Source organism: Pseudomonas sp. CM27 (assembly GCF_013179515.1).
Taxonomy (GTDB): domain Bacteria; phylum Pseudomonadota; class Gammaproteobacteria; order Pseudomonadales; family Pseudomonadaceae; genus Aquipseudomonas.
The window spans coordinates 22,410-36,065 of record NZ_JABMCN010000018.1; the positions used below are offsets into that span (position 1 = coordinate 22,410).

At 65.2% G+C, this 13,656-nt stretch carries 13 protein-coding genes; 4 read left to right on the top strand and 9 right to left on the bottom strand.

What is annotated here, in order from left to right:
• Positions 1 to 74: 74 nt before the first annotated feature.
• The 4 genes from HP547_RS04130 to HP547_RS04145 form a co-directional block, all read right to left on the bottom strand.
• On the bottom strand, positions 75 to 1,733 hold the full coding sequence (locus HP547_RS04130; RefSeq protein WP_172285594.1) for an ATP-dependent DNA ligase: 1,659 nt from the start codon (positions 1,731 to 1,733) through the stop codon (positions 75 to 77).
• Positions 1,730 to 2,746: a ligase-associated DNA damage response exonuclease gene (locus tag HP547_RS04135; protein ID WP_172231581.1), complete on the bottom strand. Its 1,017-nt coding sequence runs from the start codon at positions 2,744 to 2,746 to the stop codon at positions 1,730 to 1,732. The genes HP547_RS04130 and HP547_RS04135 overlap by 4 nt, the downstream gene beginning before the upstream one ends.
• A gap of 107 nt (positions 2,747 to 2,853) precedes the next feature.
• Positions 2,854 to 5,295: a penicillin acylase family protein gene (locus HP547_RS04140; RefSeq protein WP_172285595.1), complete on the bottom strand. Its 2,442-nt coding sequence runs from the start codon at positions 5,293 to 5,295 to the stop codon at positions 2,854 to 2,856.
• 85 nt (positions 5,296 to 5,380) lie between these two features.
• Complete coding sequence (locus tag HP547_RS04145) at positions 5,381 to 6,739, bottom strand: PLP-dependent aminotransferase family protein (RefSeq protein WP_172285596.1); 1,359 nt, start codon at positions 6,737 to 6,739, stop codon at positions 5,381 to 5,383.
• A 151-nt stretch (positions 6,740 to 6,890) separates the two neighbouring features.
• On the opposite strand from HP547_RS04145, the gene HP547_RS04150 reads away from it, so the two are divergent.
• Positions 6,891 to 8,087 carry an MFS transporter gene (locus HP547_RS04150; protein ID WP_172229208.1) on the top strand — a complete coding sequence of 399 codons (1,197 nt, stop codon included), beginning with the start codon at positions 6,891 to 6,893 and terminating at the stop codon, positions 8,085 to 8,087.
• Positions 8,088 to 8,131: 44 nt separating this feature from the next.
• On the opposite strand, the gene HP547_RS04155 is transcribed toward HP547_RS04150, so the two are convergent.
• Genes HP547_RS04155 through HP547_RS04170 form a run of 4 tightly spaced genes read right to left on the bottom strand, consistent with a single transcriptional unit; the run spans position 8,132 to position 9,804 of the window.
• Positions 8,132 to 8,335, bottom strand: a complete 204-nt coding sequence (locus tag HP547_RS04155; protein WP_172229210.1) for an SEC-C metal-binding domain-containing protein — start codon at positions 8,333 to 8,335, stop codon at positions 8,132 to 8,134.
• 7 nt (positions 8,336 to 8,342) lie between these two features.
• On the bottom strand, positions 8,343 to 8,828 hold the full coding sequence (locus HP547_RS04160) for an LEA type 2 family protein (protein WP_172229212.1): 486 nt from the start codon (positions 8,826 to 8,828) through the stop codon (positions 8,343 to 8,345).
• A gap of 2 nt (positions 8,829 to 8,830) precedes the next feature.
• Positions 8,831 to 9,307 carry a YchJ family protein gene (locus tag HP547_RS04165; RefSeq protein ID WP_172229214.1) on the bottom strand — a complete coding sequence of 159 codons (477 nt, stop codon included), beginning with the start codon at positions 9,305 to 9,307 and terminating at the stop codon, positions 8,831 to 8,833.
• Positions 9,308 to 9,309: 2 nt separating this feature from the next.
• The gene (locus HP547_RS04170; RefSeq protein ID WP_172285597.1) at positions 9,310 to 9,804 is read right to left on the bottom strand and encodes a DUF6231 family protein; all 495 of its coding nucleotides are present in this window, start codon (positions 9,802 to 9,804) and stop codon (positions 9,310 to 9,312) included.
• A gap of 159 nt (positions 9,805 to 9,963) precedes the next feature.
• Between HP547_RS04170 and HP547_RS04175 the strand changes: the two genes are divergently transcribed.
• Entirely contained in the window at positions 9,964 to 10,656 is a 693-nt protein-coding gene (locus tag HP547_RS04175) for an OmpA family protein (protein WP_172229218.1), read from the top strand.
• Between the two features lie 125 nt (positions 10,657 to 10,781).
• A complete protein-coding gene (locus HP547_RS04180) occupies positions 10,782 to 11,057 on the top strand; it encodes a DUF1145 domain-containing protein (protein WP_172229220.1) in 276 nt (91 codons plus the stop codon).
• Positions 11,058 to 11,115: 58 nt separating this feature from the next.
• Here HP547_RS04180 and HP547_RS04185 read toward each other — a convergent pair whose 3' ends face one another.
• Complete coding sequence (locus HP547_RS04185) at positions 11,116 to 11,580, bottom strand: CopD family protein (RefSeq protein WP_172229221.1); 465 nt, start codon at positions 11,578 to 11,580, stop codon at positions 11,116 to 11,118.
• 98 nt (positions 11,581 to 11,678) lie between these two features.
• Between HP547_RS04185 and dinG the strand changes: the two genes are divergently transcribed.
• On the top strand, positions 11,679 to 13,656 hold a 1,978-nt coding region (gene dinG, locus HP547_RS04190), incomplete at its 3' end, for an ATP-dependent DNA helicase DinG (protein WP_172285598.1).

Sequence of the window (13,656 nt, forward strand, 5' to 3'; positions counted from 1 at the left end):
AAAGATAGAAGCATAAATTCTGCTGCTGCGCCTCTTCCGGTATCTGCTTGAAGCCTGCAGGTCGCACATTTGTCTCAGGCCAGCAGCGCCTGCAAGGTCGCCAGGTCATCGGCCTCATCCACCGGTTTGTCCAGCCGCCAGCGCAACATGCGTGGGAAGCGCACGGCGATGCCGCTCTTGTGGCGCCTGGACAGGGCTATGCCTTCGAAACCCAGTTCGAACACCAGTGTTGGCGTTACGCTGCGTACCGGGCCGAAGGTTTCCACGGTGGTCTTGCGGATGATGGCGTCGACCTTGCGCATCTCTTCATCGGTAAGCCCGGAGTAGGCCTTGGCAAAAGGCACCAGCGCTCGCCCCGGGGTGCCAGCCGGAGCGTCCCACACGGCAAACGTGTAGTCGCTGTAAAGGCTTGCCCGCCGGCCATGGCCGCGCTGGGCATAGATCAGCACGGCATCGACGCTGAACGGGTCGATTTTCCATTTCCACCAGGTGCCCATATCCTTGGTGCGCCCCACGCCATACAGGGCCTCGCGTTGCTTGAGCATGAAGCCCTCGACACCCAGGCTGCGGGACCGCTCGCGCTGGCGGGCGAGGTCGGCCCAGTCCGGGCCTTCGAGCAGGGGTGATAGCAGCACCGGGGCCAACGGATAGTGCTCCAGCAACAGCTCCAGCTGACGGCGGCGTTGGTACTGTGGCCGGCTGCGCCAGTCTTCGCCTTGCCACTCCAGCAGGTCGTAGGCCTGCAGCACTACAGGCGCATCCCCCAGCAGCTTCTTGCCCAGCGTCTTGCGCCCGATACGTTGTTGCAACAGGGCAAACGGCTGTACAGCCAGGTCAGCAGCGGTAGCGCCCGGCTTCCATACCAGAATCTCGCCGTCGAGCACCACGCCATCAGGCAACGTCTGCGCCAGGCTGTGCAATTCGGGGAAGCGGTCGGTGACCAGCTCTTCGCCGCGCGACCACACCCAGAGCTGGCCCTCGCGCTTGACCACCTGGGCGCGAATGCCGTCCCACTTCCACTCGATCTGCCAGTCGCCTGGCGGGCCGAGCAGTGCATCGAACTGCTCGATTGGCGCTTGCAGCGGGTGGGCGAGGAAAAACGGGTACGGCTGGCCGCCACGCTGACGATGTTCATCGGCAGACTCCGGGGCGACCAGTTGCTGGTAGCTGGCCGCAGTGGGGCGGTGGCTGATGTCGGTATACCCGACCAGGCGCTGGGCCACCCGCTTGGCATCCAGGCCCGCCAGCTGCGCCAGGGCGCGGGTGACCAGCAGCTTCGATACACCGACGCGCAAGCTGCCGGTGATCAGCTTCAGGCACAGCATCAGGCTGGGGCGGTCCAGCTGCGCCCACAAAGGCGGCAGGCGTTGCTGTATCTGTTCCGGGGGCAGCCCGCGCAACGGCAGCAAATGGGCTTCAACCCAGTACGCAAGGCCATCGGCGCTCTGCTGAGGGCTCTGCGGCAATAACAGCGAGATGGTTTCGGCCAGGTCGCCAACGGACTGGTAGCTCTCTTCGAACAGCCAGTCAGGCAACCCTGCCAGGGCGGTGGCCAGCTCCCGCAACACACGGGTTGGCACCAATTGGCGGGGGCGGCCGCCCGCCAGGAAGTACACCGCCCAGGCCGCATCGTCGGCGGGGGCGCTTGCAAAGTAGTCGCGCAGGGCTTCGAGTTTGGCATTACTCGAGGTGGTCGCATCCAGCCGCAGATACAGCTCGGCGAAGGCCTTCATGCGTCTGGCTCCGCGCTGGTCGCGTCGTCTTCCTCGCCGTACTCGGTGACGAAAGCACGGGCGTCCAGGCCTTGTTCGTTGAGGTAGCGAACCAGCACGTTGACCGAGCCGTGGGTGACCATCACCCGTTCTGCACCGGTCTGGGCGATGGCCCAGAGCAACCCTGGCCAGTCGGCATGGTCCGAGAGCACGAAGCCGCGGTCGACGCCGCGCCGCCGGCGCGTGCCACGCAGCAGCATCCAGCCGCTGGCGAACGCGTCGCTGTAGTCGCCAAAACGGCGCATCCAGCTGCTGCCGCCGGCCGATGGCGGCGCCAGCACCAGGGCCTGGCGCAGCAGTGGGTCGTTGCGCGGGATGTCACCGGCGTAGCGGGTTTCCGGCAGGTGCACGCCGGCCTCCCGGTACACCCGGTTCAGCGGCTCGACGGCGCCATGCACGAGGATCGGGCCGATGCTGGCGTCCAGCCCGTGCAGAATTCGCTGGGCCTTGCCGAAGGCGTAGCAGAACAGCACGCTGGCCTTGCCCAGTTCGCAGTTGGCCCGCCACCAGGCATTGATGCCGGCAAATATTTCACCCTGGCTGGGCCAGCGGTAGATCGGCAGGCCGAAGGTCGATTCGGTGATGAAGGTGTGGCAGGGCACCGGTTCGAAGGGGGTGCAGGTGCCATCGGGCTCCACCTTGTAGTCGCCGGAGGCCACCCAGACTTCGCCCTGATACTCCAGGCGCACCTGCGCCGAACCCAGCACATGGCCGGCAGGGTGCAGGCTCAGGGTTACCCCGTGGTGCAGCAAACGCTCGCCGTAGGGCAGGGTCTGCAGGTCGATGTCCTGGCCCAGGCGGCTGCGCAGGATGCCGGCGCCCGGTGCGGCAGTCAGGTAATGGGCGTTGCCGGTACGGGCGTGGTCGCCGTGGCCGTGGGTGATGACGGCACGCTCGACCGGCCGCCAGGGGTCGATGTAGAAATCACCGGGCGGGCAGTACAGGCCTTCGGGGCGGGCAATGACGAGGTCCATGGCACGGGCACTGGTTTGGCGTTACCAGTTAGGAGCCATGGCAGACATGGGAAGTTCGACCGGAAATGACCGGGGCCGTAAAGCGGCCCCGATACGGGCGATCACGCTTATTTTCCAGGCACCAACGTCAGCCGCTGGTTGCCATACGCCCGCCCGAAGTTCTGCGGTTGCAGCGGCAGGCTCATGAAGCGCCCTTTGAGCCAGGCATCCAGCCCGTCGCTGTAATGCGCGCTGGCCGGGTTGCCGGATTGCCCGGTGCTGGTCAGCACCTGCAAGGGTTCGGCCTGACCGAAGTCGACGATCATCCGCGCCGAGGCCGGCAGGCGGGTATCGAAATCGTTGCCCCAGGCGTAAGGCGTCAAGGCGAGGGTCGTGAAATCGCCACCTGCGGCCATGGGCGAGCGGCCGAGCGGGTCGCCCAAGCCATGGTAGGCCGGTGCCGGCCAGCGGTACTGGTGCAGCTTGCCCCACTGCCAGGCGCGGCGGTCAGCGCCCAGTTGCGCGGTGCCGGCATCCACTGCCGCTGCCAGGCTGCGGGCGAGGATGGCCGGCTTGTCTTCCTTCTGTGGGGTGTTGCGGTCATCCCAGAACGGGCTGTCGTCGCGGCCCAGCAGGTGATCGGCCTGGGCCGAGAATGACAACCGCGCATTGCTGACGAACGCTTGCCAGGCCGGGCCGGACTCCGGGCCCAGCTCGTCAAGGAACGTCTGCCGAGCCATTTCCTGAAGGAACAGCTCGTACAGCGCGGCATCTGCCGACACCGGGCTCAGGCGGCCATCGAACGCCTTGAGCCGGGCCAGGGTGTCGCGGGCCTTGTCGCGCTGTGCGGCGGGCAGGGCATCGATCGCCTGTTTCAGCGGCTGTGCCATCCCCGGGGCGTCGAACATCTGCTTGAGCTTGTCGGCCATCAGGGTGACCTGGTCATTCTGCAGGGCCATCAGGCTGCGGCTATCGTGGCGGCCATTGCCGGCCAGCTGGCCCAGGCGCTCGGCGCGCTCGGGGTAGTACCAGCTGCTGGACAGCTGCATGCCATAGCCGCGTGGCAGGCTGCGCTGGTTGGCGTGGCCGAGCCAGCCGGCGGGCGGGTCCTGGTCGTAGGGGTGCAGCATCGGGTCGGCATAGCCGTCCCAGTCGTAGCGCCCGTCCCAGCCTGGCGAGGGCAGCAGGCCTTGGCCTTCGCGGCGGTTGGGGTAGCGGCCGCTGACTTGCCAGCCGATGTGCTCAGGCTCGGCGAAAACGAAATTGAGGGCGACGGCGGTGACTTCGCGGGTACTGTCGAAGGCACGTTCCACGTTCTTGGCGCGGGTCAGGTCGAACAGCGCATCCAGGCTGCGGTCGCCCTTGAACTGCGGCAGGTTCAGTGCCAGGCCCAGGCTGGCGTTGTCGGGCTGGGCCAGCAGGGTGCCATGGCGGGTGTCGTACATCACTTCGCGCAGCGGTCGCTGGCCGCGCACCAGGAAGGTTTCGCTGCGGGCCCGGGCCGGCAGCCACTTGCCGTCGGCCAGGTAGCTCAGTTGGGTGCCCTGGCGGCGCAGCTGCTCCAGGTACAGGTCCTGGTTGTCGGCCATGACTGCACTGCTGCTCCAGGCCAGCTTGCCGTTATAGCCGGCCAGCACGATCGGCAGGCCAGGCAGCGACAGGCCGGCAACCTGGTACTTGCCGGTGTGGATCTGTACCGGGCTGAGGGCCCAGGCGGCACGGCTATCGCTGGCCAGCAGGCTCTTGCCGCTGCGGCTACGCTGCGGGGCCAGGGCCAGGTTGGCCGAGCCCGGGCTGCCGAGCAGGTCGAGCTCGGCGAGCTTCTGGCTGGCAGCCGCCAGGGCCGGCAGCCCCGGCAACTGGCTGGCCAGGTTCAGGCCCTTGAGCTTGTCCACCTCGCTTTCGGCCAACGGTTCGTCCGGGGTCCCCGGCAGCAGCCAGGCCAGCTTGTCGCTGCCGGTTTTCTGCGCCAGGGTCAGGGCGCTTAGCTCTTCCTGCAGGTTCACCGACTGGCTGAAGGCATACAGGCTGAAGATCAGCGCCGAGTCTTCTGGCTTCCAGTATTCGGGGCGGTAGCCACTGCTGGCCAGGCTGGCGGGCAGTTTGTCGCGGTAGCGGAACAGGTAGGCGTTGACCCCGCGCGCATACACTTCGAAGAAGCGTTTTAGCCGTGGCGATGCGTCGGCGTATTGCTGGGCGGCGCTCTGCTTGAGGTTGGCCGCGCGCATCAGGCGGTCGATGTCCAGTGCTTCGCTGCCGGCCAGCTCGGCCAGGCGGCCCTGGGCAAGCAGGCGCATGGCGACCATCTGTTCGATGCGATCGCCGGCGTGCACATAGCCCAGGCTGAACAATGCGTCATGGAAGCTGCTGCTTTCGATCAGCGGTGCACCCATGGCGTTGCGGCGTACCGAAACGTTCTGTGCCAGGCCTTTGAGCGGTTGCATGCCGCTGGTCGGTGGCACGCTGTCCTGGTAGCCGCCCGTCTGGCAGCCGGCCAGCCCGAGCGTGCCGAGCAGCGTGGCGGCGGTTGCGAACCGCAGGCGGAAGGGAGGAAAGGCGGGGGCGGCCATGACAAGGGCTCCTGCAAGGCGTGGCAAGGTTTTAAAGGCGCTAAGGTAGTAAGCGCGCAGTCGCCGTGCAAGGTCACTCGGCGCTTTATTTACCGATGCCTGGCGGAACCTTGAAATGCTCGGCCACGGCGTCGGAAAAGTGTGTGCAGTTGATGCGCGCAAAGCGTTTGTAGTCACGCCCGACCGCAAACGCCGAGCCTGGCATCAGCAGCACTTTATGCTGTTCCAGCTTGTGCATGAAAGGTTGCAGGTCTGCCAGATCGGGGTGATGGACCCACAGGAACATGCCGCCTTGCGGGGTTATGTCGAACTGCCAGCCACGCGCCAGCAACAAACGCTGGGTTTGCGCCTGCTGGCGGATCAGGCGCTGCTGCACGTCATTCATGTGCCGGGCATAGGTACCATCGGCCAGGATGGTGTTGACGAAGCGCTCGCAAAACGCCGGGACGGCCACGCAGGTCAGCAGCTTCAAGCGTGTCAGCGGCTCGATCAGGGCCGCCGGGCAGGCGATGTAGCCCACCCGCAATGATGCCGACAGGCACTTGGAGAAGCTGCCGATGTAGATGACCCGTTCCAGGTTGTCCAGTTCCGCCAGGGTCTGGCGAACGCCGGGGCTGAAGTCGCCGTACACATCATCTTCAACCACGTGGAAGTCGTGCTCCACCGCCAGGCGCAACACGCTGAAGGCATTGTGCGGGGTGATATTGCCGCCGGTCGGGTTGTGGAAGGTGCTGTTGCAGAAGAACGCCTTGACCTTGTGCATGGCCAGGTGCTTTTTCATCTCATCCACGTCCGGACCATCCTGGTTGCGCCGCACCCCGACCACGTGGCCACCGGCCAGCTGGACCAGCTTGATCAGGTTGCCATTGCCAGGCTCGTCGACGAACACATGGTCGCCTGGCGTGATCAGCAGCCGTGCGACCAGGTCCAGTGCCTGCGTGGCGCCCAGCGTGGTCAGCAGCTGGTGCGGCCGCGCGTCGATACGGGTCAGGCGTGCGAGGTGCACGCACAGCTGGTTGCGCATGGGCAGGTAGCCCTGGATGTCGCCGTATTCAGCCAGCGAGCTCTGCTCCAGGCGCGCCGTGCGCCGGATCGCCTTGGCCAGCAGTTCGGTGTCTCGCCAGGCGGGTGGCAGCCAGCCGCTGCCCAGCTTGGTGTAGTGCTGGCCACCCTGCAGCAGCTTGAACAGCGGGTCGCCAGCCATGCCGCTGGGGGCATCCACCGGCCCGTGCTGCCGTGGGTGGCTGGCCACGAAGTAGCCATGGCCAGGGACGGACGTCAGCAACCCTTCGCCGACCAACCGGGCATAGCCAGACACAACATCGTGATAGCTGCAGCCGATCGCTGCGGTCAGCTTGCGAATGGACGGCATACGCTGCCCGGGCAGCCATTCGCCGGCGTCGAGGCGTTGTTTCAACTGCTCATGAAGGCTGGGCGTAGGCATGGCGAGTCCGCGACTGTTAGAAAAACCAGCCTAACAGTTAAGCCAAAACCTCGTCGACTGTTCGAGCTAGCCCGCGCGGCTGATGCGACCATGCGCCCGTAGGCACTTTTTCGCGATGCCAAAACCCTTCGAACCACCGTGAGCACACGCCATGACCAGCACCCTACCGCGGCGCACCTACCTGTATTTCACCGCGCAGTCGATCAACCTGACCACGGCCGTCATGTCCGTCACCATGGCCGCGATCGTCGGGGCAGCGCTGGCGCCCGCTGCCACCTGGTCCACGGTGCCTTACGGCTTCCAGTTCCTGTGCCTGATGCTGGCGACGTACCCGGTGTCCCGGCTGATGGGCCGCATTGGCCGAAAAAAGGCATTCATGCTGGGTTCGATACCGCTGGCGCTGTCGGGCGTCAGCGGGTACCTGGCAGTGCAATACCAGCACTTTCCGACCTTGGTCCTCAGCCATTCGGCGCTGGGTGTCTATATCGCGTTTGCCAACTTCAACCGTTTCGCGGCGACCGACAACCTGCCCCAGAGCCTGAAACCCAGGGCGCTTTCGCTGGTGGTGGCCGGCGGGGTGATCGCTGCCGTGGTCGGGCCGGCGCTGACCGAGTGGCTGCGCGAGGTAGGCGGGTATCCGCTGTTTTCGCTGTGTTACGCCGCCTTTGTCGGCTTGGCGGTAATGGCCTTGCTGATTGCGGCCTGCCTGCCTGGCGATACTGCGACGGCGAGCCAGCAGCGCACGGTAAACACGACGGACGCGGCCGCGCAGAGGCTTAGCCCGGTCGTAGCCGTGGCCATGGCGGTTGCCGCGCTGGGGTATGGAATCATGAATTTGTTGATGATCCAGGCCTCGATGCACATGAAACACATGCATGAAGACTTTTCCGATGTGCGCCTGGCCATCCAGTGGCACGTGATTGCCATGTTTGCCCCGTCGTTCTTCACCGGCGCCATCATCCAGCGCCTTGGCATCAGGACTACCATCTGCGCTGGCCTGGGGCTGTTGATCGCCTGTACGGCCATGAACATGTGGTCGCACAGCTACGCGATGATGACGTTGTCGTTGATAGCCCTTGGCCTGGGCTGGAACCTGACCTATGTGGGCGGCGGGGCCTTGCTGGCGCAAGCGCTGCAGAACAGCCCGGCAGCCATGCAGATGCAGGGCAAGAACGACCTGGCGATTGCGGTACTCGCGACGGTTGGCGCGTTCAGCCCGTCGCTGCTGCTGGGTACGGTCGGCTGGGACGGCACCAACGCCATTTGCATGGCCCTGTGCATCGTGCTGCTGGTGGCAACCGCCGGGTTGCTGCAGCGCAAGGTATCAGGGCCTGCCGCGGCCAACTAGCGGGCCAGGCCTCGCCTGTTCACGCTAGGCGCGTGGCGATCGGCTCAGGCGCCGTGGCACTTCTTGAATTTCTTCTCGCTGCCGCACGGGCACGGGTCGTTCCGGCCAACGTCCTTCAGGGCGTTGCGTACCGGCTCCTGGTGGCCGTGGTTGCAGTGCGGGCCGTGTACATGGCCATGATCCTGGTGGTGATCATGGTCGTGATCGTGGTTGCAGTCAGGGCCATGGACGTGAGGTTGCTGGGACATTGCAGGGTTACTCCGGGTTGAGATCGCCGGGGATTATCTCACCACTGCGCGACAAGTGCAGGTCCCGATGCACGATCAACCCGGTCGCCAGCTCGCCCTGCAGGGTGTAATGCAGCGGTTGCCCGCTTTTGAGCAGCTTGGCCAGGGGTTTGAGCTGCCGCCACAGGTTGGTCCGCGCGGTGATCTTGAAGGTGCGCCGGGCGTGCCCGCCCACGCTGCGCCAGATGCTGGCTTCATCCTCCACCAGCAGCAGGTCGTTGAGGCGTATCGCGTAGGCCAGGTTGCGGATGAACAGGCGGCTGTCGTTGGGGTTGTCGACCCTTAGGTGCAACACGAACTCCTGCTCCAGCAACCTCGCCTTGACCGTTTCCACCTCGACCAGGTGCACCTCGGGCTCGCGCCAGTCGTCGCCCCCCCAGCTGACACACCCCGCCAGCAGCGCCAGCCAGGCGATCAGCGTAGCCAGCAGCAGCGACCGGGCGCGGGCGATCATGCTCAGCTACCCACGTAACTGGCGCAGCATTTCTTGAACTTCTGCCCGCTGGCGCAGGGGCAAGGGTCGTTGCGCCCCGCCTTCAGGCCGACTGTTGGGTCAATGAAGTACCAGCGCCCATCATGCTGGACGAACGCCGAGCGTTCGCGGTGCTGATGGTCGCCGTCCTGATCGTGCCAGCGTGCGCTGAAGGTGACAAAGCCATGCTCCGGCTGGCCGCCCAGCACTTCTGCCTTTTCCACCTCCAGGCCCAGCCAGGTGCTCTGGGCGCTCCAGGCAGCCATGGCGGCACGGTCAAGACCGGCTTGCTGGGCCGGCAGGGTGGTGGCCACCAGGTAGTCCATCAGGCCCAGCACATAAGCACTGTAGCGTGAGCGCATCAATGCCTGGGCATCCGGTGCCGGGGTGCCGGCATGGTAGTGCCCGCAGCAGGCATCGAGCAGGTTGCCACTGCCACAAGGGCAGACCGAGACACTCATCATCACCACCAGTACTTGCCGAAGTTTTCAGGGTTGGCCCAGAACCTGGCGTTCAGCCAGTCGGGGACCTGTTTGTAATCATGTAGATCATAGGTGAACAGGCTCAGCACCTGCTGGTCACGGCGAAATTTCTCGCTGGCCGACAGCGCCAGGGCGAAGAAGTCGGTGTCCTGCCAGCCGCAGGCACCCAGGTCGGCCAGCACCGCGACACGGCTGGCATTGAGGTTGCGGATGCCGCCGAGCAGTTCCAGGCCGGCGCGCTTGGGCAGGTGCTCCAGGCAGTCGACCAGCACCGCCAGGTCGAAACGCTGGGCTGCCAGTTCGCCTGGCAGCGGGCCCGGTGCAGCGCTGGCGATGGTCACCTGTGGGTGCGCCTGGGCAAAGGCGTCCAGGGCTGGAAAGCGCGTGCCGACCAGCAGCAGGCGTTGCGGGGTGAAACGCTCTAGCAGGGCTGCCAGGGCCTGCTGCGGGGTGCGTTGGGAAAAACCGTCGGTCATTGCCAATCCTCGTTCAAGTTGTCCAAGACTAGCGGTCCGGCGCGCGCGGGCAAAGCGGCATGTGACCGTGTCGTGGCTTATTGGTGGCAGGGTTGGAGTGCGCGGTCTTTACTCCCAGAGATCGGCCTTATGCCGATTCCCCCTAGGAGAAGCAATGAAATGAGCATAGTACGCACAGCGTTACCCCTGGTACTGCTGACCAGTGTGTTGACTGGTTGTGCAGGTTTGCAAAAAACCGACTGGCCTAAATGTGCCGCCGTCGGGGGTGTAGGCGGCGCCGCCCTGGGTGCCATCGAGAGTTCCAGCTGGGCTGGCTGGGGCGCGTTGCTGGGCGGTGGCCTGGCGGCGGGCTACTGCTGGGCTCACGGTGATGGCGACGAGGATGGCGATGGCGTTCCGGACAGCCGCGACAAGTGCCCCGGCACCCCGCGCGGCGTGCAGGTCGATGCCAATGGCTGCCCACCAGAGCCGGCCCCGGTGGTTGAGGAAGTGGTGGTGCAGAAAGAAGAAGTCATCGTCATCCGCGATGTGCACTTCGAGTTCGACTCTGCGCGCCTGACCGCCCGTGACAAGGAGCGCCTCAATACCATTGCCACGCGCCTGAAACAGGAAGCGCCTTCTGCCCGCCTGAGTGTCAGCGGCCATACCGACAGCGTCGGCTCCGACAGCTACAACCAGAAACTGTCCGAGCGCCGTGCCCACTCGGTGACCGACTACCTGGTCGAGAGCGGTGTACCGCGCAGCAGCTTCGTTTCGGTGGTAGGTGCCGGTGAAACCCAGCCAGTGGCGGACAATGCCACGGCCGAAGGGCGCTCCATGAACCGTCGTACCGAGATCAAGATCCAGCGCTGAAGGTTTGCGCTCTGCAGTCTGTGTGATACCGAGCGCCGCCCAGGCGGCGCTCGGTATCCCGGGCGATGGAAGGGTAAAGGGGGGCAGCCCCCCAGCCTGGCTTTCAAAACGGTAGGGAGAACGCCATGAAGTTCATCCTGGGACTGGGCAAGGTCCTGACGGTCGCTTTCTGGGGAGTGCTGCTGTTCAACCAGCTGGTGCCGCAACCGTTGCCCTTCAATCTGCTGATCAATGCCACGGGCATCGTGTTGCTGGGGCTGCACCTGCTGGAAGTGCTGTTTTTCAATGGCAGCCTGCGAGGGCGCAGCCACCGCTGGTTCGACCGGCTGCAGATAGTGTTGACGGGGATTTTTCATGTGATGTCCATTCCCCGGGTGCGGAAGGTGCGGCGGGATGGTTGAGGGGAAGCGGCGGCGCTCGATCTCACAGGCGCTGAATGTGCTGCGGCTGGCCCAACTGTCACACCATCCCCCGCGAGCTGGCCACCGCCACCACGGCAATCCCCAGCAGCAGGTTAACCCCCACCATCCGCCGAATCCGTCCCAGCACCGCTGCACCCGCCGCCCAGTCCTCGGCCTGGACAGCCGCCTTCAGTTCCGGCAGCAGCAACGCCTGCACGCGCAAGAACAGGGCAAACATGGCAATTCCCCCGCCAATCATCACCTGTACATACTTCGGCGCAGTCTCGAAACCGCTGAAACGCATGTGCAACATGCCGATACCACTTATCGCCAAGATCGCCACCGCCAGCCAGACCCAGCCGAAGAAGCGTCGGAAAACTTCCACCCACAGACGCAGCCGCGCAGGGCCCTCAAGGGCTGCAACCGTTGCCGGGCGCAGCACCAGCCAGGCGAAGAACATGCCGCCGACCCACACCAGAGCGGCCAGAACATGCAGTGTGTAGGGCAGGGCAAAGGCAAGCATCAGGATCTCCATGCGGCACAAAGGGCAATAGCGGGGTATGATAGCCGCCCCATGCGAAACACTGAAAATATATCCAGCCCTCCGGGCGCCTGCAGACCATGATCAGCACCGAACTCAAAGCCACCATCCAGGGCGCCTACTCGCGTTTTCTCGAAGCCAAGAGCCTCAAGCCGCGCTATGGCCAGCGCCTGATGATCGCCGAAGTGGCCAAAGTGCTCGGCGACATTGCCTGCGACGATGAAGGCCGCCGTGCCGGCGAGCCCGCCGTGGTGGCAGTGGAGGCGGGCACCGGTACCGGCAAGACGGTGGCCTACAGCCTGGCCGCCATTCCGGCCGCCAAGGCTGCCGGCAAGCGCCTGGTCATCGCCACTGCCACCGTCGCCCTGCAGGAGCAGATCGTCTTCAAGGACCTGCCCGACCTGATGCGCAACAGCGGGCTCAATTTCAGCTTCGCCCTGGCCAAGGGCCGTGGCCGTTACCTGTGCCTGTCCAAACTCGACATCCTGCTGCAGGAGGGCCACGCCCAGTCGGCCACCGCGCAGCTGTTCGAGGAAGAAGGCTTCCACATCGAAGTCGACGAGCGCAGCCAGAAGCTATTCAACAGCATGATCGAGAAGCTCGCCGGCAACCGCTGGGACGGTGACCGTGACAGCTGGCCCGAGGCCCTGGAAGACCAGGACTGGGCACGCCTGACCACCGACCACAGCCAGTGCACCGGCCGCCACTGCCCGAACTTCCAGCAGTGCGTGTTCTACAAGGCCCGCGAGGGCATGGGCAAGGTCGACGTTATTGTCACCAACCACGACATGGTCCTGGCCGACCTGGCGCTGGGCGGCGGGGCGGTACTGCCCGACCCGCGCGACACCATGTACGTGTTCGACGAAGGCCATCACCTGCCAGACAAGGCGATCGGCCATTTCGCTCATTATTCGCGCTTGCGTTCCACTGCCGACTGGCTGGAGCAGACCGCCAAGAACCTCACCAAGCTGCTGGCCCAGCACCCGCTGCCCGGCGACCTGGGCAAGTACATCGAGCAGGTGCCCGAACTGGCGCGTGAAGTGCGCACCCAGCAGCAGTTCATGTTCACCCTGTGCGAGCAGGTTGCCGACTTCCGCCCCACCGAGGACACCGAGGGCCGCGAGCGCCCGCGCTACCGCTTCGAGGGTGGCGTGGTGCCGGAGCAGATCCGCGAAGTGGGCATCGAGTTGAAAAAGGGCTTTGCCCGCCTCAACGACCTGTTCACCCGCCTGGCCGACCTGCTCAAGGAAGGCATGGATGGCGAGGTAAGCATTGGTATCGCCAGCCATCAGGCCGAGGAATGGTACCCGCTGTTCGGTAGCCTGGTCACCCGTGCCCAGGGCAACTGGGAGCTGTGGACGGCCTTTACCGCCGAAGACCCGGAGGACAGCCCGCCCATGGCCCGCTGGCTGACCCTGGCCGAAAGCGGTGCGCTGTTCGACATCGAGGTCAACGCCAGCCCTATCCTCGCCGCCGAAATGCTCCGCCGCAGCTTGTGGAGCGTTGCCCACGGTGCGCTGGTGACGTCGGCGACATTGACCGCGCTGGGCAAGTTCGACAGGTTCCGCATGCGTTCGGGCCTGCCCCGCGATGCGGTCACCTGCGTGGTGCCCAGCCCGTTCGTGCATGGCGATGCCGGTGTGCTGCGGGTCCCCGACCTGCAGGCCGACCCCCGCGACGCGGCGGCACATACTGCGGCGATCATCCGCGAGCTGCCAAATATCGTCGAAGGTGCCCGCGGCGCGCTGGTGCTGTTCTCTTCGCGCAAGCAGATGCAGGAAGTGTTCGACGGCCTGGACCGTGACTGGCGCAAGCTGGTGCTTATCCAGGGCAACCTGTCCAAGCAGGAAACCCTGAACAAGCACAAGGCGCGGGTAGACGATGGCCAGCACAGCGTACTGTTCGGCCTGGCCAGCTTTGCCGAGGGTGTCGACCTTCCTGGTGCGTACTGCGAGCATGTGGTGATCGCCAAGATTCCGTTTGCCGTGCCCGATGACCCGGTGGAAGCCGCGCTGGCGGAGTGGATCGAGGCCCGTGGTGGCAACCCGTTCATGGAAA

What these genes read in the sequence shown, in the direction of transcription:
- HP547_RS04170 (WP_172285597.1), bottom strand. Translation starts at nt 9,804, where the DNA reads ATGACCGACGGTTTTTCCCAACGCACCCCGCAGCAGGCCCTGGCAGCC.
- HP547_RS04175 (WP_172229218.1), top strand. Translation starts at nt 9,964, where the DNA reads ATGAGCATAGTACGCACAGCGTTACCCCTGGTACTGCTGACCAGTGTG.
- HP547_RS04135 (WP_172231581.1), bottom strand. Translation starts at nt 2,746, where the DNA reads ATGGACCTCGTCATTGCCCGCCCCGAAGGCCTGTACTGCCCGCCCGGT.
- HP547_RS04160 (WP_172229212.1), bottom strand. Translation starts at nt 8,828, where the DNA reads ATGATCGCCCGCGCCCGGTCGCTGCTGCTGGCTACGCTGATCGCCTGG.
- HP547_RS04185 (WP_172229221.1), bottom strand. Translation starts at nt 11,580, where the DNA reads ATGCTTGCCTTTGCCCTGCCCTACACACTGCATGTTCTGGCCGCTCTG.
- HP547_RS04165 (WP_172229214.1), bottom strand. Translation starts at nt 9,307, where the DNA reads ATGAGTGTCTCGGTCTGCCCTTGTGGCAGTGGCAACCTGCTCGATGCC.
- HP547_RS04155 (WP_172229210.1), bottom strand. Translation starts at nt 8,335, where the DNA reads ATGTCCCAGCAACCTCACGTCCATGGCCCTGACTGCAACCACGATCAC.
- HP547_RS04150 (WP_172229208.1), top strand. Translation starts at nt 6,891, where the DNA reads ATGACCAGCACCCTACCGCGGCGCACCTACCTGTATTTCACCGCGCAG.
- HP547_RS04140 (WP_172285595.1), bottom strand. Translation starts at nt 5,295, where the DNA reads ATGGCCGCCCCCGCCTTTCCTCCCTTCCGCCTGCGGTTCGCAACCGCC.
- HP547_RS04180 (WP_172229220.1), top strand. Translation starts at nt 10,782, where the DNA reads ATGAAGTTCATCCTGGGACTGGGCAAGGTCCTGACGGTCGCTTTCTGG.
- HP547_RS04130 (WP_172285594.1), bottom strand. Translation starts at nt 1,733, where the DNA reads ATGAAGGCCTTCGCCGAGCTGTATCTGCGGCTGGATGCGACCACCTCG.
- HP547_RS04145 (WP_172285596.1), bottom strand. Translation starts at nt 6,739, where the DNA reads ATGCCTACGCCCAGCCTTCATGAGCAGTTGAAACAACGCCTCGACGCC.